Source organism: Duganella sp. AC237 (assembly GCF_979254035.1).
Genome location: NZ_CEEDEW010000003.1, coordinates 3,463,989 through 3,488,936 on the forward strand (window position 1 = coordinate 3,463,989; position 24,948 = coordinate 3,488,936).

General features: G+C 64.4%; 17 protein-coding genes. 14 read left to right on the plus strand and 3 right to left on the minus strand.

All coding sequences use genetic code 11. From position 1 onward, the window contains the following. Positions 1-18 precede the first annotated feature (18 nt). The 11 genes from AC0IYS_RS15570 to AC0IYS_RS15620 are packed head-to-tail and all read left to right on the plus strand — an operon-like array spanning position 19 to position 20,904. Positions 19-195 carry a DUF5908 family protein gene (locus AC0IYS_RS15570; RefSeq protein ID WP_471705993.1) on the plus strand — a complete coding sequence of 59 codons (177 nt, stop codon included), beginning with the start codon at positions 19-21 and terminating at the stop codon, positions 193-195. After that, positions 195-902, plus strand: coding sequence for a CIS tube protein (locus AC0IYS_RS15575; RefSeq protein WP_471705994.1), 708 nt, complete (start codon positions 195-197; stop codon positions 900-902). Before AC0IYS_RS15570 ends, AC0IYS_RS15575 begins: the two co-directional genes overlap by 1 nt. After that, the gene (gene vgrG / locus AC0IYS_RS15580) at positions 899-2,665 is read left to right on the plus strand and encodes a type VI secretion system tip protein VgrG (RefSeq protein WP_471705995.1); all 1,767 of its coding nucleotides are present in this window, start codon (positions 899-901) and stop codon (positions 2,663-2,665) included. The genes AC0IYS_RS15575 and vgrG overlap by 4 nt, the downstream gene beginning before the upstream one ends. A gap of 27 nt (positions 2,666-2,692) precedes the next feature. Continuing rightward, the gene (locus AC0IYS_RS15585) at positions 2,693-2,962 is read left to right on the plus strand and encodes a PAAR domain-containing protein (protein WP_471705997.1); all 270 of its coding nucleotides are present in this window, start codon (positions 2,693-2,695) and stop codon (positions 2,960-2,962) included. 2 nt (positions 2,963-2,964) lie between these two features. Next, positions 2,965-3,399: a GPW/gp25 family protein gene (locus tag AC0IYS_RS15590; RefSeq protein ID WP_471705998.1), complete on the plus strand. Its 435-nt coding sequence runs from the start codon at positions 2,965-2,967 to the stop codon at positions 3,397-3,399. A 12-nt stretch (positions 3,400-3,411) separates the two neighbouring features. After that, positions 3,412-7,089: a hypothetical protein gene (locus AC0IYS_RS15595; protein WP_471705999.1), complete on the plus strand. Its 3,678-nt coding sequence runs from the start codon at positions 3,412-3,414 to the stop codon at positions 7,087-7,089. Then, entirely contained in the window at positions 7,086-10,934 is a 3,849-nt protein-coding gene (locus AC0IYS_RS15600; protein ID WP_471706000.1) for a hypothetical protein, read from the plus strand. The genes AC0IYS_RS15595 and AC0IYS_RS15600 overlap by 4 nt, the downstream gene beginning before the upstream one ends. A 42-nt stretch (positions 10,935-10,976) precedes the next feature. Beyond that, on the plus strand, positions 10,977-14,846 hold the full coding sequence (locus tag AC0IYS_RS15605) for a hypothetical protein (RefSeq protein ID WP_471706001.1): 3,870 nt from the start codon (positions 10,977-10,979) through the stop codon (positions 14,844-14,846). Positions 14,847-14,852: 6 nt separating this feature from the next. Beyond that, on the plus strand, positions 14,853-16,307 hold the full coding sequence (locus AC0IYS_RS15610) for a contractile injection system tape measure protein (RefSeq protein WP_471706002.1): 1,455 nt from the start codon (positions 14,853-14,855) through the stop codon (positions 16,305-16,307). Between the two features lies 1 nt (position 16,308). Next, positions 16,309-19,572, plus strand: coding sequence for an eCIS core domain-containing protein (locus tag AC0IYS_RS15615; RefSeq protein ID WP_471706003.1), 3,264 nt, complete (start codon positions 16,309-16,311; stop codon positions 19,570-19,572). Positions 19,573-19,584: 12 nt separating this feature from the next. Then, positions 19,585-20,904, plus strand: a complete 1,320-nt coding sequence (locus AC0IYS_RS15620; protein ID WP_471706004.1) for an ATP-binding protein — start codon at positions 19,585-19,587, stop codon at positions 20,902-20,904. A gap of 10 nt (positions 20,905-20,914) precedes the next feature. Here the strand turns inward: AC0IYS_RS15620 and cadR are convergent, their stop codons facing one another. Continuing rightward, a complete protein-coding gene (gene cadR, locus AC0IYS_RS15625; RefSeq protein WP_471706005.1) occupies positions 20,915-21,322 on the minus strand; it encodes a Cd(II)/Pb(II)-responsive transcriptional regulator in 408 nt (135 codons plus the stop codon). A gap of 62 nt (positions 21,323-21,384) precedes the next feature. Between cadR and AC0IYS_RS15630 the strand changes: the two genes are divergently transcribed. Beyond that, positions 21,385-22,077, plus strand: a complete 693-nt coding sequence (locus AC0IYS_RS15630; RefSeq protein WP_471706006.1) for a cation efflux transmembrane domain-containing protein — start codon at positions 21,385-21,387, stop codon at positions 22,075-22,077. Positions 22,078-22,193: 116 nt separating this feature from the next. Here AC0IYS_RS15630 and AC0IYS_RS15635 read toward each other — a convergent pair whose 3' ends face one another. Together AC0IYS_RS15635 and AC0IYS_RS15640 are read right to left on the minus strand one after the other, a co-directional pair. Continuing rightward, the gene (locus tag AC0IYS_RS15635; RefSeq protein WP_471706007.1) at positions 22,194-22,469 is read right to left on the minus strand and encodes a hypothetical protein; all 276 of its coding nucleotides are present in this window, start codon (positions 22,467-22,469) and stop codon (positions 22,194-22,196) included. Between the two features lie 3 nt (positions 22,470-22,472). Then, complete coding sequence (locus AC0IYS_RS15640) at positions 22,473-23,636, minus strand: pectate lyase family protein (RefSeq protein ID WP_471706008.1); 1,164 nt, start codon at positions 23,634-23,636, stop codon at positions 22,473-22,475. Positions 23,637-24,108: 472 nt separating this feature from the next. Here AC0IYS_RS15640 and AC0IYS_RS15645 point away from each other — a divergent pair, with 472 nt between their 5' ends. After that, positions 24,109-24,417, plus strand: coding sequence for an ArsR/SmtB family transcription factor (locus AC0IYS_RS15645; RefSeq protein WP_471706009.1), 309 nt, complete (start codon positions 24,109-24,111; stop codon positions 24,415-24,417). 34 nt (positions 24,418-24,451) lie between these two features. Further along, the gene (locus AC0IYS_RS15650) at positions 24,452-24,946 is read left to right on the plus strand and encodes an arsenate reductase ArsC (RefSeq protein WP_471706010.1); all 495 of its coding nucleotides are present in this window, start codon (positions 24,452-24,454) and stop codon (positions 24,944-24,946) included. Positions 24,947-24,948: the final 2 nt, after the last annotated feature.

A 24,948-nucleotide genomic window follows, 5' to 3' on the forward strand; every position in this document is an offset into this window, starting at 1 on the left:
GCGTAGATTGGGACCGTCATGCCGATAGAGATCAGGGAGCTGCACATCAAGGTGGCCGTCACCGCCGGCGCGGGAGGAGGCGCGGCGCCGGCCGGCGGCGCCGCCGACACGTCCGGAGACCAAACGCAGCAAGCCATCGTCGCCCAATGCGTCGAGCAGGTGCTGCGCATACTGCAAAACAAAATGGAGCGCTGATGGCAGCCCAGGGTAAACTTGAGAAGATGCTGATACTGGCCTTCGAGACATCGGCGGCCGCCGAAACCGGCGGCAAGCTCGATGCCAAGGGCAGTTTCGAGGCGTTGATCAATCCGGAAACGTACACGCTGCAATACAAGGTCAAGACCGCCGAGGGGCAGGGCCAGGGCAGCAGCGGCGCGCAGCAGAAGTTCGCTTACACGATGCCGGAGGAGCTGGAGTTCGAGTTTTTGTTCGACAGCACCGGCATCATCGACGGCAAGCCAAACAAGGACGGTGTATTCGACCAGGTGGACGCCTTCCGAAAGCTGCTGACCGAGTACCGCCCCGATTCGCATGAACCGTTCCACCTCAAGCTGGTGTGGGGGAACCTGATCTTCAAGGGACGGGCGATCGAGCTGGCCATCACCTACAAGCTGTTTAATCCGGACGGGCAGCCGATCCGCGCGCTGGCCAAGACCAAGTTCAAAGGCAGCATCGAGGAACAGAAGCGCATCGCCAAGGAGGACCGTCGTTCGCCCGACCTGACACATATCCGCACCGTGCGCGCCGGCGACCGGCTGCCGCTGATGTGCTTCAGGGTCTATGGCGACCCGCGCCACTATCTGGACGTCGCGCGCGTCAACGGGCTGTCGGACTTTCGCGCGCTGGTGCCGGGCCAGGAGTTGGTGTTTCCGCCTTTGAGCAAGAACGGAGCGGTGCGATGAACGACGGCGGCGTCATCCCCGGCACCGAAAAGGGCGACGTCTGCACCTTCGCCGTGCTGGTGGAGGGGACCGACGTGGCGGGCCAGTTCCATGTGCTGAACGTGGAGGTCACCCGCGAGTTGAACCGCATACCGACCGCGATGATCGAGTTGAAAGATGGCGATGCCGCGCAGGCGACTTTTCCCGCCAGTGAGGCCGAGCATTTCATCCCCGGTAAAAAAATCGAGATCAAGCTCGGTTATCAGGCCAAGAACGAGACGGTGTTCAAAGGTGTGATCGTGAGGCATAGCATCCGCGTGCGCAAGAATTCCAGCCAGCTGATTATCGATTGCCGCGACGAGGCGGTAAAAATGAGCACGGAGCCGGCAACGCGCCACTTCGCGGCACGGACCGACAGCGAAATCATCGAACAGCTGGTCGGCGCCCACGGTCTGCAACACGAAGTCGAGTCGACCGGCGCGGCGCTCGAGGAATCGGTGCAGTTCCAGGCCAGCGATTGGGACTACATGCTGTGCCGCGCGGAAGCCAACGGCATGGTGGTGCTGGCCGACGACGGCAAGATCAAGGTGATGCGTCCGTCCACCACCGCGGCCGAGGCGCTGAGCGTGCGGTTCGGCGCCAGCCTGATAGAGCTGGACGCGGAGATCGACGCCCGCTCGCAGAGCCGGGCCGTCAACGCCAGCAGCTGGAGCGCGGCCGACCAGAAGCTGCTGGTGGCCGAGGCCAGCGAAGGCAAGGCCGGTTCCAGCGGCAACCTGGAACCGGCCGACCTGGCCAGGGTGGCGGCGGGTAAAGCGCTGCTGCTGCGTCATGGCGGCGGACTGGCTCAAGGCGAGTTGCAGGCTTGGGCCGACGCGCAGCTGCAGCGCGAGCGCCTGGCCAAGGTGCGCGGGCGTGCCCGCTGCCAGGGGTTGGCGGCGATCAAACCGGGCGACGTGATGGCGTTGAACGGCGTTGGCCAGCGCTTCGCCGGCAAACTGTATGTGTCCGGCGTGCGCCACAGCGTCAGCGGCGGCAACTGGGAGACCGACGTGCAGTTCGGCCTTGAATCGAAGCAGTTCGCGGCCCTGGCCGACTTGCGGCCCTTGCCGGCGGCCGGCCTGCTGCCGGCCGTCAGCGGCTTGCAGATCGGCGTGGTCACCGCGCTGGAAGGCGATCCGGCGCACGAGGAGCGCATCGCGGTGCGGCTGCCGTTCGCGGACAACGTGACCGAAGGCGTATGGAGCAGGATCGCCTGCCTGGACGCCGGCAAGGAGCGCGGCAGCTTCTTCCGGCCGGAGGTCGGCGACGAGGTGATCGTCGGTTTCCTGGACGCCGATCCGCGCCACCCGGTGGTACTGGGCATGTGCCACAGCAGCGCCAAGCCGGCGCCGGAAGCGCTGGCGGATAAGAACGATTTGAAGGGCTACGTTAGCCGCGCCAAGCTGCGCATGCTGTTCGACGACGACAAGAAGAGCGCGGTGCTGGAGACCCCCGCCGGCAACCGGGTCACCTTGTCGGACGACGCCAAGGGCATCGTTATCGAGGACCAGAACGGCAACAAGATCACGCTCGACGACAGCGGCGTGAAGGTCGAGAGCAGCAAGGACATGGTGTTCAAGGCGGCGAAGGACATCAAGTTCGAAGGCGTCAACATCGAACTGAAAGCCAGCGCCGGATTCAAGGCCGCAGGGACGGCCACCGCCGAAGTGTCGGGCGCCAGCACCACCTTGAAGGGCAGTGCCACCGCCGTGATACAGGGCGGCATGGTGCAGATTAACTAGTCGGACCAGCCATACAGGGAGAACGGCATGCTGCCAGCGGCAAGGATCAGCGACATGATAGTCAGTCCCGCCACCAGCGGTGCGCCCGCGCCGATCATTCCGCCGGGCGCGCCGACGGTGCTGATCATGGGGATGCCGGCCGCGCGCATGGGCGACAGCTGCGGTGCGGACGTCATCATCAAGGGATCGGCGACGGTGATGATAGGCGGCGTGCCGGCGGCACGGCTGGCCGACCTGACGGCGGGCGGCGGCACCGTCATCGGTCCCGGGGCGGCCACCGTGTTGATCGGAGGTTGAGCATGCGACGCGAATATCTGGGCCGTGGCTGGTCATTTCCGCCCACCTTCAGCCGCGCGCGTGGCGGGGTGGAGATGCTGGAGGACGAAGCCGACATCGCCTCCAGCCTGGAGGTGCTGCTGACCACCGCGCTGGGCGAGCGCACCATGCTGCCGCAATACGGATGCAATCTGGATGAACTGGTGTTCGAGAGTCTCGATACGCGGATGAAAACGCTGATGGCCGACAAGGTGGAGACGGCGATCCTTTACTTTGAATCGCGCATCGAGGTCGAACAGGTCGTGTTGGACGACAGCCGCCAGCTGGAAGGCGTGATCCTGATCGAAGTGGTGTACCGCGTCAAGGCCACCAACTCGCGCTTTAATTTCGTCTTCCCGTTCTACAAACTGGAAGGCACCGACATCAACCTCACCACCTCGGTGAACCTTTTGCCATAGCGCGGGTATCCGATGCCGCTCAACGACTGCACGCATAACACCGATCCGTTCAAGCTGGTACGGGAAGGGTGTAGCCAGACGCAGCGCCAGGTGGCGGCGCTGTCGCCGGACTACGCGCCTGTCGATCAGCGCGAGCCCGCGCACCGGATGATATTCGCCCGCGCCTATGCCGCGTATCTGCGCTTCTTCAACGACAAGAACCAGCCGGACGGCGACTGGCGGGACTTCTTCGGCAACGACGTCTCGGTGCAGCTGGCCGTGGCGGCGGTGCAAGACGTGGACGGCTACAAGTCGGCGATCAAGGCCGCTTTCGATTTCCTCGATACCCTCGACAACGATGCCGATGAAGCCGGCCTGCGGCTGCGTCTCGGGCAGTTGTTCGGCAGCGCCGCCACCTTGGCCGCCCGGTTGGACCAGCTATCGCAAGGCCTGCCGGCCGAACTGCCGCTTAAATCATTGTTACAGAACCTGATCGCCAGACAGTTGGCGCCGGCGTTGAAGACGCTACTGCTGTACCACCGCGACGGCATGGCGGCCGCCGGTCCACCGGCCGGTCCTTATCTGGCCGACGCGCCGCCATCGCTGGACATCCTCGGCGCGGCGCTCACGCTGCCGCAGGCGCTGCTGGATAGCGCGCGTCCGCTGTCCGCCGACTGGATCGTCGACGACGCCGCGACCGACTGGCCCCAGTATCTTCTCAACCTCGGCAATCCGGCGCTGTATCCGGAAACCGGCATCTACGGCAGCGGAGCGACGCTATTCGCCCGGGTCAATCACATCGCCACGCATAATTTGTTTACGTCCATCTTCGACCGGCTGTTGAAGGTTTATGCGCGCGCGGTCGCCGCAGCGGGTGTCTCGCTTGAAGAGAGCTTCACCGTGCGCGACACCCATGAGCCGCATTACGGCTTGTTCCTGGCGTTCCTCCGCCTGTACGAAAGGGTGCGCGCCGAGTCGAACACCTTGACAGCCCGGCATATGGACTTCTACTACCGCGAGGTCCTTCGCCTGAAAGAGAAGGGCGCGCAACCGGGCCATGTTCATTTGCTGGGGGAATTGGCGAAGCAGGTGCCGGCGCATCTCCTGGCGGAAGATACGCTGGTCAAAGCGGGCAAGGACGCCCGGGGCAAGGAGGCGCTGTTCGAACTGACGCGATCGACGGTCCTCAACCAGGCCGCCATCGCGTCGCTGCAAACGCTGTACCGGCACGATGCCGAGAAGGTGGCCGGCGGCGCCGTTCATGACGCCGGCCGGCTCTACGCCTCGCCGGTGGCCAATTCCAGCGATGGCTTGGGCGCGGCGCTGCCCGCCGACGAGCCGTCCTGGCATCCGTTCCATAACAAACGCTACGCCAACGGCACGTTGGCGCGGATCGACATGCCGCCGGCGACCATCGGGTTCGCGGTGGCATCGCACTACCTGCTGCTGTCCGAGGGTACGCGCGACATCGAGATCGCCTTGCAGCTCGAAGGCGCCGCACCGGCCGGCGACATGGCCGCCGACGTGGTCTGCCTGCTGACGACCGAACAAGGCTGGCTTGAGAAGTCGCCGGCCCACTGGCAATTCGCCGGCGGACTGCTGCGGCTGACGCTGAGGGTCGACGGCGCCGACCCGGCCATTGTCGCCTGGTCGGAAAATGTGCACGGTGGCCGTTTCGGCGTTGGCCTGCCGGTGATGCAGGTGCTGCTGCGGCAGCGTCCAAATGCCGGCTATGCCTATGGACGCTTGCAGGATTTGATGGTGCGCAGCTGCCAGGTCGGCGTTCAGGTAAAGGGACTCAGGACGCTCAGCGTCTCCAACGACTTCGGTCCCGTCGATACCTCCAAGCCGTTCCAGCCGTTCGGCGCGCAGCCGGTGCAAGGCAGCGCGTTGATCATCGGCGCGCGCGAGATCTTCCAGAAGAAGCTGACTAGTGCAGTGGTCCAGGCGCTTTGGCAGGACGAGCCGCTGCGGCCCTATCCGCTGACGCCCATGCCGACCATGAACATCGCTTTCCTCAATGGCGGACAGTGGTTGAACAGCGGGATCGCGCCCGTGGCGGCGGGCTCCACGCAAATCGCGCTGACCTCCGGCCTTACCTTGCCGGTGATCGACGCACCTGACCCGGCCGAGCCACAGTTTTACGACAACACGTCGCGTCAGGGATACTTGCGGCTGTCGCTGAACACGGGATTCGGACAAGACGCCTATCAGTCGGCTTTGGTCATCTTTTTGCACCAGAAGCCCGGGGAGGGCACCAACCCCGGCGCGCCGCCGGTCGGGCCTTTGATGAAAGCCATCTCGATGGACTACAGCGCCAGCCAGATCATCGCGCTCGATAGCACGGATGCCGCAGCCTACGCCAAACGCCAGGCGCGCTTTTTCCACGTCGGACCGTTTGGACAGGCGGAGCAGCATCCGCTGCGCAACAGCGCGCACAAGGTGGCGATGCTGCCCCGGTTCGCGTTCCAGAAGGCCGATTCCGGCACGGAAAGCGCGGCGGAGTTCTACATCGGCGTCGCCGCGCTCAAGCCGCCGCAAAACCTGTCCTTGTTGATGGAAGTGGCGCCGGGCACCGCCGATCCGCTGTCGTCCAAGCCAAACCAGCACATCGCCTGGAGCTATTTGCGTGATAACGAATGGGTGGCCTTTGCCGACAACGATGTGGGCGACGGCACGGCTGGACTGCTCAACTCCGGCATCGTCACGCTGGCGATGCCGGCCGACGCCACCACCACCAACACCTTGCTGGCTCCGGGCCTGCACTGGATACGGCTGGCGGTGCAGCGCAAGGTCGATGCGGCCTGCCGCCTGTTGCTGGTCGCGGCGCAGGCGATGGAGGCGCGCTTCACCGATCGCGATAACGATCCGGCCTTCGCCGCGGCCACCTTGCCGGCCGGCGTGGCGACCAAGCTGGCGGCGCCGGATCCCGCCGTCAAGCAGCTTGCCCAGCCGTTCGCCAGCTTCGGCGGGCGCGGCGCCGAAGCGCCTGGCGATTTCCAGACGCGGGTCAGCGAGCGGCTGCGGCACAAGGACCGCGCCATCGCGCTGTGGGATTACGAACATCTGGTGCTGGAAGCCTTCCCGCAGATCCACAAGGTAAAGTGCCTGAACCACACCCGGTACGAGCCGGACGACGGCGGCGGCATCTACCGCGAGCTCGCGCCAGGCCACGTCACCGTCGTTACGATACCGAGCCAGTTGTCGCAGAATCTGCGTGACCCGCTGAGGCCCAACACCAGCCTCGATCTGCTGCAGAAGATAGAAGGCTTCCTGCGCCAGCGCAGCGGGTGCTTTGTGCGGCTGCACGTGCGCAACCCGAAATTCGAGGAGGTGCGGCTGGCATTCAAGCTGCGGCTCCACGACGGCTACGACGAGTCCTACCACGTCAAGCTGCTGCGCGAGGAGATCACCCGTTTTCTGTCGCCGTGGGCGTACGCGGACGGCGCCAGCCCCACCTTCGGCGGAAAGGTCTACAAATCCGTGCTGATCAACTTCGTCGAGGAACGGACGTACGTCGACTATGTCACCGACTTCCAGCTGTTCCATGACATCGACGGCGATCAGGGCATGGTCGATCTGGCGGAGGTAAGCGGCTCGCTGGCTGTGTCGATACTGGTTTCGGTGCCGGCGGTGAAGCACGCGGTCACCGTGCTGCATCCACAGGATCAGGCGGGAGCCGCCGAACATTGCCCCTGCGAGGCGTCATGAACGTCGAATCCTCCAACGTCCCGGTAACGATTCCGGCACAGCCGGTGCTCACTCCCGCTGCCGATTTCTACGCGCTGCGGCGCGAAGGGATAGAGTTCATCGAACAGATGTCCAGCGCCGCGTGGACCGATTACAATGCCCACGATCCCGGCATCACGATCCTGGAGCAGCTATGCTACCTGCTGACGGAGCTGGCGTACCGGCACGGCTGGGACATCAAGGATCTGCTGATGTCCGCCACGCCCGCGGCCGACCCCGCACATCCCTATCCCTATCAATCCTTTTTCACCGCGCGGGAGATTTTAACCGTCAATCCGGTCACGCCCGACGATTACCGCCGCCTGCTGATCGGCCTCGGCCCGGTGCGCAACGCCTGGGTGTTCTGCAAGCAGTGCGCATGCGACGTGGTCTATTACAGCTATTGTGAGCTGAATCAGCAGATTTACAGCTACGCCAGCCCACCAAAAGCGGCCACCGCACAACAACGCGTCGATGTGCGGGGACTTTACGAGGTGCTGCTGGAACTGGAGACGGACCCGGAGTCGGGCGATCTGAACGACGCAAAAGTGGAACTGGAAGCCAGCGTCAATGGCGCCGATGGCAAACCGCATGAGCTGCTGCTGGAGCTGCGTTTTCCGGATTGGGAGCTGGCGCGCCCGGTCGACTGGCAAGCGTTCCTGCAACCCGGCGCCACGCTTGGCGTGAAGCTGCTGTCAATCGGGGCCACCAGGACGTACGACGTGATGAGCGATCCGGTTCTGGACGACGCGGGCCGCGACCGTTACCTGCGCCAGCACTGGAACGGCGTCTTCTACCTCGCGTTCGAGGTGGAACTGACGGGCGCCTTGAAGGTGGCGATACGCGGCGTCGCGCTCCACCTGTTCGGCGACAATCCGACGCGCGCCGCCACCACCGTCGCCGCGCTGCGCATCCTGCTGCAAGCGCCGGGTTCCGGAGGCGCCATTGCGCGCTACCGTGAAAAAGCGCGCAAAACATGGGTGGCGGTGGACCAAACCCGCGACACGCTGGCCGCCAGCCGCAATCTCGACGAAGACTGGTGCCGCATCGGCACCGTCAAGATCGAGGACGTCGCGGTCTGCGCCGACATCGAGGTGGCGGCGGGCGCCGATATCGAGCTGGTGCAAGCCCAGGCCTGGTTCCGCATCGAGCAGTATTTCAACCCGCCGGTGCGGCATTACAGCCTGCGCGAAATGCTCGACGGCGGCGTGCAGGTGGAGGAGATCTTCAACGGCCCGATGCCGGAGGGCGGCTTCCTGAAACACGACGAACTGGCCGCCTCCGGCTTGAAGACGGTGCTGCGCAACTCGGACCTGATCAATCTCTTGATGGACATCGAGGGCGTGGTGGCGATCGGCAGCCTGCTGCTGTCGAAGTATGACGCAGAGGGCGAGTTGGTCAAGGGCGCGGCCGATCCCACCATCACCGGTGGCGCGCTGCTGTTCGATCCGGCCAAAGGCAGCGCGGCGTGGCAGCTGTATATGAGTCCACTGCACCAGCCACGGTTGTACTTCCGCCGCTCGCGCTTCCTGTTCATGAAAAACGGTTTGCCGTTCCGTCCCCGCATGGACGAAGCGGCCGACACGTTGACGCAGCTGCAGGGCGAGGCGGAGCGCGGCAAGATCAAGAACGCGCCGCTGGACCTGGCCGTGCCATCGGGGACATTCCGCCGGCCGAACAGCTACTATCCGCTGCAATACGGTTTTCCGGACACCTACGGCATTGGGCCGGCCGGCTTGTCGGCCAACGCGTCGTCGTTACGCAAGGCGCAGGCGCGCCAGTTGCAGGCGTACCTGATGGTGTTCGAGCAGTTGCTGGCCAACGCCGGCGAACAGTTGTCCCATGTCGCCGACCTGTTCTCGCTCGATCCGAAACAGACGCGCAGCTACTTTGCCCGGGAGCTCGATGCAACGGTGATCGCGGCCTACGGCGACGTGGTGCAGGGCCTGACGCCGGCGAAGCTGAACGCGATGACCGAGACCCAGACCGAGTTCCAGCAGCGGCGCAACCGCTTCCTGGACCATCTGCTGGCCCGCTTCGGCGAAAACTTCGCCGAGTATGCGCTGTTGCTGACCAACGCGCGCGGCGCGCAAACCGGCATGCAGCGGCTGATCGACGACAAGATCGGCTTCCTCGACGGCTACCCGCGCATCAGCCGCGACCGCGGGCGCGCCTTCGACTACTCCCGGCAGCCGTGCGCGCCGGAGAACGTGGCCGGTATCAAGCTGCGTGTCAGCCTGTTGCTGGGTTACCCGGAGCTGGCGTTCGCATGGACCATGTCGGCCCCGGGTAGCGTCGGCGGCTACGCGCTGCGGGACCGGCACGAACGGGTCTGGCTGGAAGGGACTTTTGCCGCGCCGATCACCGCCAGCGACGACGATGCGGCCCGCCAACTGGCCTACGACACCGTCATCGCGCGTCTGAGCCAGCCGGAGGCCTACCACCTTGTCGGCCAGGGCGGCAAGTTCCGCCTGAAGGTGAGGGACAAGGATGGCGCGGCGATGGGAGCCAGTGCCGAGGCATACGACACGCTGGCCGCCGTCCGTGAGCTGATGGAGGAATTGCTGTCCTGGAGCGCGAACTATCGCGGCATCGTCGTCGAGCACCTGCTGCTGCGGCCCAAGTTCCCCGGTGACGCGCTGATCGCCCCATGTTCCGACGGCGGCTGCACCGGTTGCGACGACGCCGATCCGTATTCGTTCCGTCTCAGCTTCGTCATGCCGGGATGGACCGCGCCGTTCAACGACAACCTCGATCTGCGCGGCTTCGCCGACCGCACCACACAGCAGGAGCTGCCGTCGCACTTGCTGGCCAAGGTTTGCTGGGTGGGCAACGACGGTTTTATCGTCAATCCCTGCGAACCGGTGGTGGGCGACGTGGCCGAATTACTGCAAACCGAAGGCCTGACCAACGATGGCAAACGTCCCGGCGGCGTCGCGGCCTGCGCGTGCGCCGAGGCGTTGTACGAGGGTTTTTCCGCAATCTTCAACAGCTGGTATGCGGATAAAACGCTATGGTACTGGCAGCCGGACGCCCTGGAATCCGGATTGGTCAACGCCTTCTCGAGCAAGCCACAAGCCTCCGACTTCGCCTGCACCACGATGCTGGAGGAAGCGCTGTTCGCGAAGGTGAAGAACCTGATGCTGGCGCATTTCAAGGAAGTGGTGTTGAACGGCTGGCAGTTCGAACGGTTCGAGAACGCCTGGTGCGCCTGGCTGGAGGCCAACGCGCCGTTCGACTGGACCACGGAGCGGGTGCAGGCGAGGGTGCAGGCGATCCTCGCCGAAGGACTGGACGGGCCGGCGGAGGGCGGCGAGGCGGCGCTTTGCCAGTGCGCCGCTGGCATCGTGCTCACATGGGGCCTGGCGTTCGACGCCTGGATAGAGGCGAATATGACTGCCGGCAGGGCGCCCGCCGAGTTCACGGCATTTACGCCGCAGCCGGTTCAACCGTGTCCCGGCATGACCTTCAAGGCAGATACGGCGGCGCGGGTGGAGGATTTGCTGCGCGCCCGCTATGCGGCTTACACCGAGGTGTCGTACCGCCTGCGCATCGTGCTGGCGTTGCTGTCCAAGCTGCGCAACACCTACCCTGGCGCCACGCTGCACGACTGCGACGATGGCAGCGACCTGAATCCGGTGCGGCTGGGTAGCACTGCGCTGGGCCGCCAGCCGCGCCGCGCGGCGACGGCGCAACCCGAGGTGGAGATCGAGCCCGCTCCCGCTCCCGTTCCCGTTCCTGTTCCAGCGCCGGCGCCCACCGAACTGGCAGCACCGGCCGAGAACCCGCTGCGCAAGCGGGCCAAGGCCTCGAAACCGAAAAAATAGGCAAGTCAACTCATACGTCACTTTTGAAAGACGGTGCTGAACATGAAAGCTGTCCAAGATACTTATCCCGTTTTCGAGGCCAATCAGGTGTTGTCGAACCTGCACCTGAACCAGTTGTTCGACTATCTTGGCGAGCAGGAACGGCTGACGCGCGCCAATCTGATCGGCATCGGCATCGCCTGCGGGCTGACGCTCAAGCTGGACGACGCCACCACCACCGTGCATCTGGCTCCCGGCTGCGGCATCACCACCGAAGGCTATCTGGTTGTGGAAGCCGATCCGTTGGCGCTGACGTCCTATCGCGAGTACACGCTGCCGCTCGACATCGACTACCCGCTGTTCCGTGACAAGGGCCAGCCGGGAAAGCCCGCGTACCCGATGTGGGAGTTGTTCCCGGCGGGCGAACCCGAAGTCACGGCCCTGAACTCACCGGCGGACTTCCTGACCAACAAAGCGGTGCTGCTGTTCGTCGAATTGAAGAAGGAAGGACTGCGCAATTGCAGCCCGAACGACTGCAACGACCGCGGATCGCAACTGGTGGTGACCGTGCGGCGCCTGCTGATCGCCGCCACGGACCTGGACAAAATCATCGCCGAGGGCGCGGCGGAGGGCAGTGGCCTGACCACGGCCGACCTGGAGGCGCGCATGCTGACGCGCCTCAATCTGCCCGCCATCCGGCTGCCGCGCTATGACGTGCCCAATAGCGCCCCCACCACGACGGAACACGTGCTGTCCGCTTTCCGCGCCGTTTTCCACGACGCGAAACTGGCGAAGAGCACCGGTGCAGCGTTGAGCGCCGCCTACGAGGCGTTCAAGCCGCTGCTGCAGGAGCAGCATCCGGCCGATCCGTTCGGCGGCTTCAACGCCAAGCTGGGTTTTCTCGATGACGCCTACGGAAATCCATCGCAGATCGCCTTCCTCCAATATTATTACGACCTGTTCGACGATCTTTTGCGCGCCTACGACGAGATGCGCTGGAAGGGCGTGGAGCTGTTGTGCGCCTGCGTGCCCTCCGAACTGCTGTTCCCGCGCCACCTGATGCTGGGCGTGGCGCGCGCCGACGGCATCAACGGCGGGCTGTATCGCAATGGCTTTCAACCCGCCTGCGCCGGCGATCTGCTGCGCGACGAGTTCCTGATATTGTTCGACCGTCTGGTGGGCATGCTGGCGAGCTTTACGCACCAGCCGGCGCTGCCCAAGCAGGACACCTCGACGCCACTGGACAAGCAAATCCGCATCACGCCAAGTTTCTTCGGCGCCGGCGCGATCGAAGACAAGGCGCTGCCATATTATTATGCGTTGAACGGCACGCCGCCGCTGCACCAGTTGTGGAGTCCCGCGCGCAGCCGGCGCCTGCGCGCCAATCAAACGCTTGGCTATCGCAGTAGCGAATACGTGCCGGCCGCGCCGGTGTTCGTCACGGACCCGCTGCGCTTCGACCTGGAGCCGCACAACTTCCTGCGCATCGAGGGCCATCTGGGCAAACAGTACCAGCCGGTCGTCAACACGCTGCTGACGTTGAGAACCCGCTACCGCCTGCCGATCGAAGTGGTGGCGCTGCGGACCGGGGCCTTCGACGAGAGCGCGCCGTTGGCCGATAAGGACAGCGCCCGCTTCTCCGACCTGGAAACCTTGTTCGACGTGCTGCGCGAGGACGTGCTGACCACGCTGACAGAAGGCATACGCGCGATGTACGACGTCGCCGCCGACACCGCGCTGCCGGCGGGCGCCCCCAAACATTTTCTGCTCAAGCAGCGCGCGCCGCAATTCACCTTCGACGCCAACACCGTCGGCGCCTGGTACGAAAAATACCTGGCCGGATTCATGGCGCGACCGTATATCGAGGTCGATCAGGACCAGATCGACCTGAACGCCATCCTGATGCTGTTTTGCGCGATTTTCACCGGCACCACCGGGCTGGCACCCAAGTTCTTTGCGCATGCGGTGTCGATCTATTACATGACCAAACTGGCGCAGACGCTGCCGGCCAGCCTGGACGCGCTGGCCTTCGCCGACTTCGAGAACAAGTGCGAGGATTTGCTCGCGCTGACGCATCACTTCCGCGACCAGGAGACGGACAGCGTCACCGATGACCTCAAGCAGTTCGTTCCGCAGGAGGCGCTGATCGATCATTTCGACCAGGTGCTGTACGGTTGTAATCTGGAGCCGATGCGGGCGTTGAACGACGAGTTTTCGCGTCGGATGCGCGAACTCAAACAGCAGCAGGTGCTGGCCTATTTCCTGCAAAAGCACCCCGGCATCCAGCACAAGGCGGGCGTGCCGTTGGGCGGAACGTTCATCTTGGTGTACCACGAGGACGGGCCGCAGCAGCAGAACGGCAGTGCATCGAACTTTCTGGTCGCCGCGCCGGTGACGCCGGGCCGCCGCACCGGAAGGCTGCCAGCGCGCGCCGATGCCGTCAAACGCGCCGTCGAGCGCCTCGGCAGCGACAGCCGTTATGCCGGAGACACCGATTTCCAGATCCTGCTCAGCACTCTCGCCGGCGACGGTGCCGCCGCCGGCTTCCCCACCCTGAACCTGACGGCATTGGAAAGCGATCCGATTACCGAGCTGGCGAACGAACTGCCCAACGGCACGGTGATCGCCGACTTCTTCCTGCCGTACCGCTGCGGCGGCGAGGGCGGCATCCAGTACGTGCTGCCGCTGCCGCCGCTCGGCCTGAGCGTGGCGCTGGGCTGCACCGATGAACAGGGCAACGCGGCGGCGACCTTGACGCCGGAGGGCGGCATGCAGCCGGTCAGCTACCAGCTTGACGGCCAGCCGTTTAAAAAACTGGGCGGACCGCTCACGCTCGGCGTCGGCGACCACACGATCTCCATCCGCGACAGCGCCGGCGCCGAATCGGCGCAGCAGCAAGTGACGGTGCCGTCGACGCTCAGGCTGGGCAAGGAGAGCTACGTCGAAGACATGTCGGCCAAGACCTACCAGGTCAGCGTGCCGATCTCCGGCGGCGTGATGCCATACGCCAGCGATACGGGCGCCATCAATATCAACACCTATCTCAGCAAGCCGGTGGCCGGCGGCGAGAAGGTCAAGGTGGTGGTGCGCGACAGCGCCGGATGCGAAACGAGCAAGGAATACCAGCACGAGGTCAAGCCGCAGTGCGACCTGCCTTGCAAAGGCATCGCCCAGCGCGGCGGTTACCGTTTCTGGTTGCCGGACGAGGATGCGGCGCGTCCGTTCAAAACCTTCGGCATGGAAGTGGCGGCGTTCCGCTTCGAGTTCAAGCCGGGCGAGATGGTCGACCTGCGCGAGGGTGTCGAGGAGATCCTGTCCAACACCTCGGCCGATGACCTGAACGCCGGCTACGACAAGACCGTGCGCAACTGGATCACCAGGATCAATGAACTGGTGGCATCGGCCATCGGCACCAAGGATTGGCTCATCCTCGAATACGACACCAAGAGCGCCGGCATGCCGGTATTGTGGATCGAAGCGTTCGAGTGCCTCGATTTCGACATCCGCATCGACCCGTTCTACCAGCGTCCCGGATCGCCGGAGGGCAGTATGCGCTTCGCCTACGATCCCTCGGCCACCACCATCCATATCAACGAGAGCGACCAGGTGGTGCCGGCGTTTAACGTCAGCCATATCGACAAGTGCGATCCCAAGCGGCCGCGCACCGAGGTATGCAAGAAGCTGGATTTGCAGCTGAAGATCAGCGCCAAATTGGCGCGTGAGGGGATCATCCTCGATGTCACCGCGACCGGCGCCGACCAGCCGGTGCTTTACACCTGGGAGGTGCAGGACTGCGATCCGCCGCTGGTGCCTGGCAAAACCGCGACGGTACGGATGCTTGCGCGCTCGCCGTTCACCAAGGGCATCCGCCTGTGCGCCTACACCAAGGATGGCTGCATGATGCTGGCGGCCAGCCAGATCAACGTGGGATAAGCCGTCATGCGCCCGGTCCTTCCCCACACCATCCAGTCGCAGACCTTCCAGGTCGAGGTGTCCGGCAGCGAGGCCGATGGGATGGCGTTGCAGCGGCAGCTGGCGGCGCTGTCGTCGTCGCTGATGCCGGTGATCGAGCAGGCGCTGGACCGCTACGCGCCGGAGCATGGCGTTCTGCGCATCGACAGGCTGGAAGTGGACGCCGGCCGGGTCGCGCTCGGGCGGCTGGAGGGGGAGCTGCCGGCGCTGTTGCGGCGAGGCCTGGAGGAGGCGCTCAGCGCCAGGATAGCTTCGGCGCCGGACGGCGAAGACCCGGTGCGGCACGTCGCCGTTACGCAGGCGATGGACGAGGCGCTGTCGTATTTTCTGCGCTACGCGACCTTGCCCGCCAGTGTACATCTGCCGCCATCGCAGGATTTCGAGCAGATGCTGCTGGAAGGGTGGCGTGGCGCCAGCGTTTCGTCCGGCGAGGCCCGCTTGTCGGCCAGCGTCGCCGGCACGGCGGCGGGATTGCCGTCGGTTCCGCCATCGCTCATGGCGACGCTGCGTTCGGCCGGCGCGCTCGATCGTTTGGGACGGCAGTTTTCGCCGACCTTCCAGCAAGTGCTGGTGGCGCGGCTGACGCCGGTGCTGGCGCCGACCTTGCAGTCGGCGTTGCAGTACCTGCGCACGCAGGAGCAGGGCGCCCTGCTGGCGGCGGCCGAACGCCTGCTGTGCCGCGCGGCGCTCGAACTGGCGCTGGACGACCGCACCACCGTCGACGCGTTGCCAGTGCAGGAGGCGCTGTGGCGCGGTTTGCCGGAGCGCGCGGGTCGCGCCGCCTTGTCCGTGGTCCGCCAAACCCACGTCGAGAAACGGCCTGTCGCCGTTCTGCTGAAGAATGGCGCGCCCGGGGCCGATGCCCTGCGCGACGCCGGCGTTCCAGCGTCGCCCGCCATCCGCGACGGCGCCGCACATCCCGACAGCGCGCACGGCATCTATATCGACAACGCCGGGCTGGTGTTGCTGCATCCCTTCCTGCCCGCGCTGTTCGAGGAGCTCGGCCTGGCGCGCGACGGGCAGCTGGTGCAGCCGGAGCGCGCGCTGGCGCTGCTGCATTTCCTGGCCAGCGGCCAGCCGCAGGCGCCGGAATACGCACTGGCGTTACCCAAGTTGCTCTGCCAGCTTCCGCTGACGGCCAATATAGAGCCCGGCGTGGTGCTGCAAGCGGCCGAACGGGCCGAAGCCGATGTGCTGCTCAAAGCGGTGATCGGCCACTGGGGTGCGCTGCGCGACACCTCGCCGGACGGCCTGCGCGGCGCCTTCCTGCTGCGTCCCGGCAAGCTTAGCGAGCGCGGCGGCGAGTGGTTGCTGCAGGTGGAGCGGCAAACCGCCGACGTCCTGCTGGGAGACCTGCCATGGGGCTATTCGGCGATCCGCCTGCCCTGGATGGCCGGCATCCTGTGGGTGGAGTGGAACTAGCATGGCCGCGACCGCCGAAAAATCCACCACCACCACGCCCGCGACCGCGCACAGGACGGGGTCGGGCGGGGGCGGCGGCGCTTTCTTTGCGCCCAAGCCGGCGGTGGTCAAGGTGCAGCCCAAGCTGAGCGTCAACCAGCCCGGCGACAGCTTCGAGCGCGAAGCGGACCGCATGGCCGATCATGTCATGCAGGCACCAGTGGTGTCGGGCTGGGCCGGGGCGGAGAGCTCGAGCTGGGCCGGGCCGGGCGGCGGCGGCATCGTTCCCTTGGAGGAAAGACGCTGGGACAAGGCGCCGCTGATGCGCAAGGAGACCGGCGCCGCGCCCAGCGTGGACAACGCGACGCAGTCCGCCCTGAGCGGCAGCATGAGCGGCGGCAAACCATTGTCCGGCGACGTGCGCGGCTTCATGGAGCCGCGTTTCGGCGCCGACTTCGGCAAGGTGCGCGTGCATGACGACAAGCAGGCGGCCAGCCTCAGCAACCGCTTGAGCGCGCGCGCCTTCACCTACGGCAACCACGTCTTCTTTGGTGACGGCCAGTACCAGCCGGGCAGCGGCGACGGCAAGCGCCTACTCGCGCACGAGCTGACCCATACGATGCAGCAGGGCGGCGCGGTGCGGCGCAGCCCGCTGGTATCGACATCGACCGCCACCCCGGCCATCCAGCGCCTGGGCGTGTCGGACGCGCTCAAGTATTTTGCCGACCATGCCAACCACATCCCCGGTTTCCGGCTGCTGACCATCGTGCTGGGATTCAATCCGATCAGCATGAAAAGCGTCGACCGCAGCGCCAGCAACATCCTGCGCGCGCTGGTCGAGGTCGTGCCCGGCGGCGGGCTGGTGTCGCAAGCGCTCGACAACCATGGCGTCTTCACCCGCGCCGGCGCCTGGGTCGAGCAAAAGCTGGCCGCGCTGGGCGACATCGGCGCCGACATCGTCGCCGGCCTGGCGGCCTTCATCGACAGCCTGAGCTGGAGCGACATCTTCGACCTTGGCGGCGTCTGGGACCGGGCGGTGGCCATTTTCACCAATCCGGTCTCGCGCCTGATCGCCTTCGGCGCCGGCGTGGTGGTGGAATTGCTGGCGATTGTCCGCGAGGTCGTGCTGCGCCCGCTGGCGGCGCTGGCCGAGGGAACGGCCGGATACGATCTGTTGAAGGCGGTGCTGGGCCAGGACCCGGTGACGGGCGAAAAGGTGCAGCGCTCGCCGGCGCTGCTGATCGGCGGCTTCATGAAGCTGATCGGCCAGGAAGAGGTGTGGCAAAACATCCAGAAGGGCAACGCCGTGGCGCGCGCGTGGGCCTGGTTCGAGGGCGCGCTGTCCGGCCTGATGGGCTTTGTCAGCGCCATTCCCGGGCAGATCCTCGATACCCTCAGCAGCATCACGTGGGAGGATGTGCTGACGATTACCGGATTGTTCCGCAAGGTCGGCCGGGCTTTCCTCAACGTCGCGGGCCAGTTCTTCAGCTGGGCCGGCGCCCAGGTGATCACCTTGCTGGAGATTATCTTCTCCGTGGTCGCGCCGGGCGCGGTGCCGTACATCAAGAAGGCGCAAGGCGCTTTCCGCTCGATTATCCAGAATCCGATCGGCTTCGTCGGCAACCTGGTGCGCGCGGGCAAGCTCGGCTTCCAGATGTTCGCCGCCAATTTCGGCGAGCACCTGAAGAACGCGCTGATCAAATGGCTGGTGGGGCCGCTGGCGGCAGCCGGCGTCTACATGCCCAAGGCGTTCACCTTGGTCGAGGTGCTCAAGCTGATCCAGTCGGTGCTGGGGCTAACGTGGCAAAACATCCGCGTCAAGCTGCTCAAGATCATCCCGGAACCGGTGCTGGTATTGCTGGAGAAGACCGCCTCGGTGCTGGTCACGCTGGTGCGCGACGGTCCGGCCGCCGCCTGGCAAGAGATCAAGAACGAGCTCAACGAGTTGAAGGAAACCATGATCGCCAAGGTGATCGAGATGGTGACCACGCAGATCGTGCAGGCCGCCGTGACCAAGCTGGTGATGATGATGAATCCGGCCGGCGCGGTGATCCAGGCCATCATCGCGATCTACAACACGATAACGGTGTTTGTTCAGAAAATCAGCGAGATCGGCGCGGTGGTGGCGGCCTTCATCGATTCGATCGCGGCCATCGCCTCCGGCCAGATCGCCGGCGCCGGCAAAAAGGTGGAGTCGACCTTGGCCAAGGGCTTGAATGTGGTGATCCCGTTCCTGGCCAAGTTCGCCGGCCTCGGCGCCATCCCCGACAAATTGGTCGCGCTGCTCAAGAAGATCCGCGCGCCGATCGACAAGGGCATGGACAAGATCGTCGCCTGGCTGGGTGCGCTGCTCGCCAAACTGGGCGCGCAGGCCAAGCGGCTGCTGAACTGGTGGACCAAGAAGAAACCGATCGCTGGCGACGACAAGCCGCATACGCTAACGTTCCAGGGCAAAGGCAAGGGCGCCAAGCTGGTGGTGCGGTCGGAGCCGATGCTGCCGTCGGCCTTCCTTAACGATGCGGCCAAGCGCGCCAGTGTCACTGGCAAGAAGCGCACCGATGCCGTGGCAACGGTGAAGACGGACGAGGCGGCGATCAAGGTCGTGCAGGACCAATTGGCCCAGTTCGACGACACGGACAACACCAAGAAATCAGCGGGAAAATCCGCAGACAAGGCCGACGCGCTGATGACCGACCTCGATGCCAAGCTCACCGGCATGAGCGTGTTCATCGGCTCGACACTGTCCGAATGGAAGGTAGGCGATCCCTTCGTCGGGGATGCGATCAAGCTGCCGCGAGGCAAATTCAGCGTCGAGCAAAAGACCGCGATTGCCGAAGCCCACGGCGACAACAAGGATCTGCAAAAGGACAGTTATGGCCGGCTGATCAACATGAAGGCGAGCAAGAGCTTGGCGCGCCGGCACGTGATCTCCTCGTATGACATGTCGCGGCACTATGTGCAGCAGTTGAATGGCGAGAAGAAAAAGGTTTCACAGGGAAAAATGCTGCTGGAGCAGCGGGCTTCGATCGCCGACGCCCGCGTGGAGGTTGCCGGCTTGACGGTGGCCGCGCTGCAGGAGGCGGCAACCAAGCGCTACGCGACCTTCTTCGGCTATCTGCGCAATATGTTCATCGGAGACAGCCGCGAAAACAGCATGCTGCAGGAAAACATCGATCCGATGCACCCGGACATGGTGGGTAAGCCCAAAAAACTCGACGCGCACATTCGCCACGTCAAGCGCGCTTGGGCGATGGATGCTTCGATCGAAATATCGGGTCTGGAATAGCGGAAGGGGTATATGTCGGCGGTCAATCTTCAAACGTCACTGCGCTACCTGCGCGCCATCATCGTCGCCCGCTTGAGAGACGCGCCGCCGGCGGAACTGGAGCGCACGGTCAACGACACGGCGTGGCTCGACGACGGCTCGCCGTTTGCGCTATTCATCGAACAGCACAAGCCCGGTTTCGAGGAATACATCGTGCTGCTGCTGTCGCTGGCCCCGAATGTGCATCCAACCTTTCTCAACGACACGGTGGCCGCCTGCCTGCCCGAGGGCGGGGACTTGCCCGCGTTCGGCGGTGTGCGTGCGGGCGGCCACCGCGGCGTGATCCCGACCGGAGAAACCGCACAGTTCATCCTGGCCGGCGACGATCTGGTCAGTCGCCTGCAAGTGCAGCGGATGCTGGGCGGGGAGCACTGGTTCTCCCGCAAACACATCCTCGCGCTGGAGCCGGTAGGGCCGGGCGAGCCGGCCATGAGCGGCCGCCTGATCCTGGCGCCTGAGGTGCTGGAATTGCTGACCATCGGCGAGGTCAGCAAGCCGCGCTTCAGCAGCGAGTTCCCGGCCGAGTTGCAGGCGACGGAGATGGGTTGGGACGATCTGGTGCTCAATCCCGACACCCGGCGGCAGATCCGCGAGATCGAGCATTGGACCGTGCACAAGGATACCTTGCTGCGCGAATGGGGCATGGGCCGCAAGATGAAGCCCGGCTACCGCGCATTGTTCTACGGTCCGCCGGGCACCGGCAAGACGCTCACGGCGACGTTGCTGGGCAAGCAAACCGGGCTGGACGTGTACCGCATCGACCTGTCGAGGGTGGTCTCCAAATTCATCGGCGAAACGGAGAAAAATCTCGCCAACCTGTTCGACAAGGCCGAGAACAAGCAGTGGATTCTGTTCTTCGACGAAGCCGACGCGCTGTTCGGCAAGCGCACCGATATCCGCGACGCGCACGACAAGTATGCCAACCAGGAAGTGGCGTATTTACTACAGCGTATCGAAAGCTATAGCGGGCTGGTGATCCTGGCGACCAATCAGCGCGGCAATATCGACGACGCCTTCGTGCGGCGGTTTCAATCGATTATCCATTTCCCGATGCCCGGGGCGGCCGAACGGGAGGCGATCTGGCGCAAGACCATGCCGCCGCAAATGACGCTGGCCGAGGACGTGCAATGGCCGGCGGTGGCGGCCAATCACGAAGTCAGCGGCGCCAATATCCTCAATATTTGCCATCATTGCGCATTGCAGGTATTGGCCTGCGGCGCGCGCGAACTCGATTCCGCCACCCTGGAAGCGGCCATCATGCGCGAATATGTCAAGGAAGGCAGGGTGGTGTAAGCGCTGCTTCCTAGTGCTTGCCCAGGCACTGCAAGATCGCGCAATCCTTGGCCGTCTGCTCCTCGGTGCAACGCCCGCGCAGCGCCACCAACTGGCGCTCGAGATCCATCAACTGCGCGATGCGCTCCGCCACCTCGACGATATGCCTGTCGAGCAGCGCATTGACCTCGCCACAACGCTGTTCCGGATGGTCGCGAAAGGTAAGCAGGTTGCGAATCTCGTCCAATCCCATGTCCAGCGAGCGGCAATGGCGGATGAATCGCAACCGCTCCAGATGCGCGCCACGATAAAGACGGTAGTTTGCGCCGGAGCGCGCCGGCGCGGGCAGCAGCCCCTGGCACTCGTAATAGCGAATCGCCTCGACCGTATAGCCGGTTTGGGCGGCCAGTTCACCGATTTTCAGTTCGTCCCGTTGCATAAGCTTGACCTTGTAGTGACTTCAGGGTTTCTAATGGCGACTATACAGGGAAAGGAATGCTCATGTCTGACTGTTGTTCGGGAGGTTGTGCGCCGGGGAAGCCGGTGGTCGATCCGCGTTATCGTCGCATCTTGTGGATCGCGCTGGTGGTCAATACGCTGATGTTCGGCGTGGAGCTGGCCGGGGGGCTGGCCGGCAATTCCGTCGCGCTGCTGGCCGACGCCGTCGATTTTCTCGGCGACGCCGGCAACTACGCGCTGTCCTTGCTGGTGCTGGGATCGACGGTGATGTGGCGCTCGCGCACGGCGCTGTTCAAGGGGGCGACGATGGGGGCGTACGGTGTCTTCGTGCTGGGCAAGGCGGCGTGGCATATGGTATCGGGCCCGGTGCCAGAGCCGGTGATGATGGGGAGCATAGGCTTCGCCGCGCTGATCGCCAACGGCACGGTCGCCTTGCTGCTGTACGCCTACCGCGACGGCGATGCGAATATGCGCTCGGTGTGGCTGTGCACGCGCAACGACGCGATCGGCAACGTCGCCGTCATGCTGGCGGCGCTGGGCGTGTTCGGCACGCAAAGCGGCTGGCCGGATATCGGCGTCGCGCTGATCATGGGCTGCCTGGCGCTGAGCGCCGCGCGCCAGGTCATCAAGCAGGCGAGGGCGGAGATGTCCAAGAGCCGGGAAACAAAAGCACCGGCGGAAACGTCACAACGCCCGGAAACGATGAAAATATCTGAAATACGTAGGGCGGATTAGGCGGAACGCCGTAATCCGCCAATGCATGAGCCCTCGAGACGCCTGCGTTGGCGGATTACGCTTCGCTAATCCGCCCTACGTGGTTTAGATTGGTTCAGGCTGGTGTGGCCAAGCGCTCAGTTCAACTTGCCCGCGCCGGCCTTTGCCGGCACCGCAGTCTGCGCCGTCGTCGCCGTCTGCAACGTGTACACATACGGCGGCGTCCACAGGTTGGCGGCGCTTGGCTGCGCAAACCCGCATTGCCCGTCAATCGAACTGGTGCCCGAGCGGTCGCTGTTGAAAATATGCCCCGACGAACGGAAACCAAGGAAGCTCTTTCCCTTGATGACCTTGCCGCAGAAATCCTCCACCTTCAATCCCTCGATGGTGTAGTAGTTATTCTGCAGCAGCATGTTCTACTGGTAGCGCGCATCGCTGCCGCCCTCGAACTTAATGTCCGGGTTCTTGGTCGTGGTGCTGCCGGTGACGACGTTGTTGAACATGTGTACCTGGCCGAACCGGTTCAACGGCAACCGCGTGGTCGCGCCATTCCACCAGTTGCCCGAGAACGTCACGTGCAGGCGGCCCGAGTCGCTCCAGGCGCGGCCGGAATCGCCATTGCCCACCAGCGTGGTCTTGTGGTGTTTGCCGAACAGGCTGTTGGCGATGGTGACGTAATCGCTGCCGCGCACCACGTCGAGCGCGCCGTCGTGGCGGGTTTTGTAGGTGCCTGTGGCCATCGAATCTGGCGTGTCGCCGTCGCTGACGGTCAGGTGGTCGATGTACACATTCTGCGCGCGCCCCAGCGTGATGCCGTCGGCGTAGGCGTTGGCCGAGTCCTCGGGGTTGACGTCCCATGGCGTGTCGAGCGCCAGGTTGCGGACGATCACGTTGCGGGTCCAGGTCGGATAGTCGTCGCCGTCCTTGCCGTCGGCGATCCATTTCTTGAAGTCCGATTCTGGATCGCCGCCCGGCGCCAGCGCCAGCTCGCCGCCGATCAGCAGCGCGGTGCCGGTGATGCGCGCCGGACGGCCCTGCGCATCGTTGATGCCCACCAGGGTGGTGTTCGACGGCAGGCTGATCGAGCCGCCGAACTTCTGGTCCGAATAGCTGGTGTACTCGCGGAAGACGGTATTGTTCTGGCTCCAGCGCAGATCGATATGGCCGATCACGCGGATGATCTTCGGCTCGTTGCCGGCCTGCTGGATGGCGGCGATCAGTTGCTGGCCGTTGTAGACGGTATAGACGCGGTTGGCGCTGGCCGAACCGCCCCCCGTCACCACCACGTTGCCCTTGCGCGACCAGGCGTGCCAGCCGGCGGCCGGGGCGCTCTGGCGTTCGAAGGTGAGTACGCCGCCGGTCGGGTCGGCCGACGCGAACTGCCATGTTGGCAGCTTGGGCGCGGCCATGTAGCTGGCGGGATCGTGCTGGCCGTTCACCAGCACCGGGGCAGAATAATTGCGGACGCCGTACTGGGCGGTTTGCAGCGGCGTGCTGGCGCCGACCAGGGTGGCGGCGTCGATGGCGGCTTGCGCGGAAGTGGCCAGCAGGACGCTGGCGGCGAGGAAGGTGAGTTTCATGCGTGTCTCCAATGTGGAAGTAACGTGCGGCGTGCGTTCTTTGGTGAACGCTTCGTTTTCTGCTCGCGCTACGATCCGTACCCGCGTGTGGACGCCTTGCCTGAGGCAATGCGAAATCGAAACTGGGTGGGTACGGACAAACATTCAGCATCCGGACGGCGATGGCTGAAACAGGCACCTTGCGTACCTGTCGCCGTTGCGAGGAGGGCGGTGGGCCGAGTTCGCGCAGGTCAAGGAACCGGCGCCGGCGAACCCTGATGGGCGCGTATCGGCGTCGATGAATGAATACTAATCCTGAAGAAAGAAATATGCAATATTGGATTTATGTCACGCCGCATACCAAGTTGCAAGCGAGTTCGCCGCTGACAATCTCACAGCATACGGGCTTTCCAACGACACTTCGATAATATTTGAAATATCGTAGACTATCAGCTATGATTTCAATCATTGTCGAATTATGGAAGTGCGCTTTATGGAACCCAAGGAAGTATTAGCGGCGCTGGCGGCGATCGCACAGGAGAGCAGGCTGGCGATTTTCAGGCTGCTGGTGCAGATCGGTCCTGGCGGCATGGCGGCCACCAAGATCGCCGAGCACCTGGATATCGCGCCGTCCTCGCTGTCGTTCCACTTGAAGGAGCTGACCCACGCCAGGCTGATCACGTCGCGCAGCGAGGGGCGATTCGTCATTTACTCGGCCGACGTGGCCGTCATGAATGGCTTGATCGGCTACCTGACGGAGAACTGCTGCGGCGGCGTTCCGTGCGGCCCGGCCAGCTGCTGAACAAATCCACCACCCGCCCACCCGGAGCAATCACATGCAAGAAAAAGCCTGCAACATCCTGTTCCTTTGCACCGGCAACTCCTGCCGTTCCGTCCTCTCCGAAGCGACCTTCAACCACCTCGCGCCGGCGGGACTGAAGGCGATCAGCGCCGGCAGCCAACCGGCCGGCAAACTGCATCCGCGCGCGGTATCGCTACTGGCCAGCAAGGGCATCTCGACCGAGGGCTATTTCAGCAAGTCCTGGAACGATCTGCTGGTGACACCGGATATCGTCGTCACCGTTTGCGGCAGCGCCGCCGGAGAAACCTGCCCGGCCTACCTGGGACCGGTGACGCGCACGCATTGGGGTGTCGACGACCCCGGCCACGTGGTCGGCACGGAGGAGGAGATCGACATTGCGTTCGAGCACACTTACGGCATCATCCGCGCCCGCATCGAAGCCTTCCTCGCGTTGCCGCTGGCGGAGCTTATGATAGACAAGACCGCACTGAAGGCCGAGCTCGAAAAAATCGGTCACATCACCGGCTAATC

Bases quoted from the DNA above. Each gene is read 5' to 3' on its own strand.
- vgrG (WP_471705995.1), top strand. From the start codon at position 899: ATGAACGACGGCGGCGTCATCCCCGGCACCGAAAAGGGCGACGTCTGC.
- AC0IYS_RS15650 (WP_471706010.1), top strand. From the start codon at position 24,452: ATGCAAGAAAAAGCCTGCAACATCCTGTTCCTTTGCACCGGCAACTCC.
- AC0IYS_RS15615 (WP_471706003.1), top strand. From the start codon at position 16,309: ATGGCCGCGACCGCCGAAAAATCCACCACCACCACGCCCGCGACCGCG.
- AC0IYS_RS15600 (WP_471706000.1), top strand. From the start codon at position 7,086: ATGAACGTCGAATCCTCCAACGTCCCGGTAACGATTCCGGCACAGCCG.
- AC0IYS_RS15630 (WP_471706006.1), top strand. From the start codon at position 21,385: ATGTCTGACTGTTGTTCGGGAGGTTGTGCGCCGGGGAAGCCGGTGGTC.
- AC0IYS_RS15635 (WP_471706007.1), bottom strand. From the start codon at position 22,469: ATGCTGCTGCAGAATAACTACTACACCATCGAGGGATTGAAGGTGGAG.
- AC0IYS_RS15595 (WP_471705999.1), top strand. From the start codon at position 3,412: ATGCCGCTCAACGACTGCACGCATAACACCGATCCGTTCAAGCTGGTA.
- AC0IYS_RS15640 (WP_471706008.1), bottom strand. From the start codon at position 23,636: ATGAAACTCACCTTCCTCGCCGCCAGCGTCCTGCTGGCCACTTCCGCG.
- AC0IYS_RS15570 (WP_471705993.1), top strand. From the start codon at position 19: ATGCCGATAGAGATCAGGGAGCTGCACATCAAGGTGGCCGTCACCGCC.
- AC0IYS_RS15575 (WP_471705994.1), top strand. From the start codon at position 195: ATGGCAGCCCAGGGTAAACTTGAGAAGATGCTGATACTGGCCTTCGAG.
- AC0IYS_RS15620 (WP_471706004.1), top strand. From the start codon at position 19,585: ATGTCGGCGGTCAATCTTCAAACGTCACTGCGCTACCTGCGCGCCATC.
- cadR (WP_471706005.1), bottom strand. From the start codon at position 21,322: ATGCAACGGGACGAACTGAAAATCGGTGAACTGGCCGCCCAAACCGGC.
- AC0IYS_RS15605 (WP_471706001.1), top strand. From the start codon at position 10,977: ATGAAAGCTGTCCAAGATACTTATCCCGTTTTCGAGGCCAATCAGGTG.
- AC0IYS_RS15645 (WP_471706009.1), top strand. From the start codon at position 24,109: ATGGAACCCAAGGAAGTATTAGCGGCGCTGGCGGCGATCGCACAGGAG.
- AC0IYS_RS15610 (WP_471706002.1), top strand. From the start codon at position 14,853: ATGCGCCCGGTCCTTCCCCACACCATCCAGTCGCAGACCTTCCAGGTC.
- AC0IYS_RS15585 (WP_471705997.1), top strand. From the start codon at position 2,693: ATGCTGCCAGCGGCAAGGATCAGCGACATGATAGTCAGTCCCGCCACC.
- AC0IYS_RS15590 (WP_471705998.1), top strand. From the start codon at position 2,965: ATGCGACGCGAATATCTGGGCCGTGGCTGGTCATTTCCGCCCACCTTC.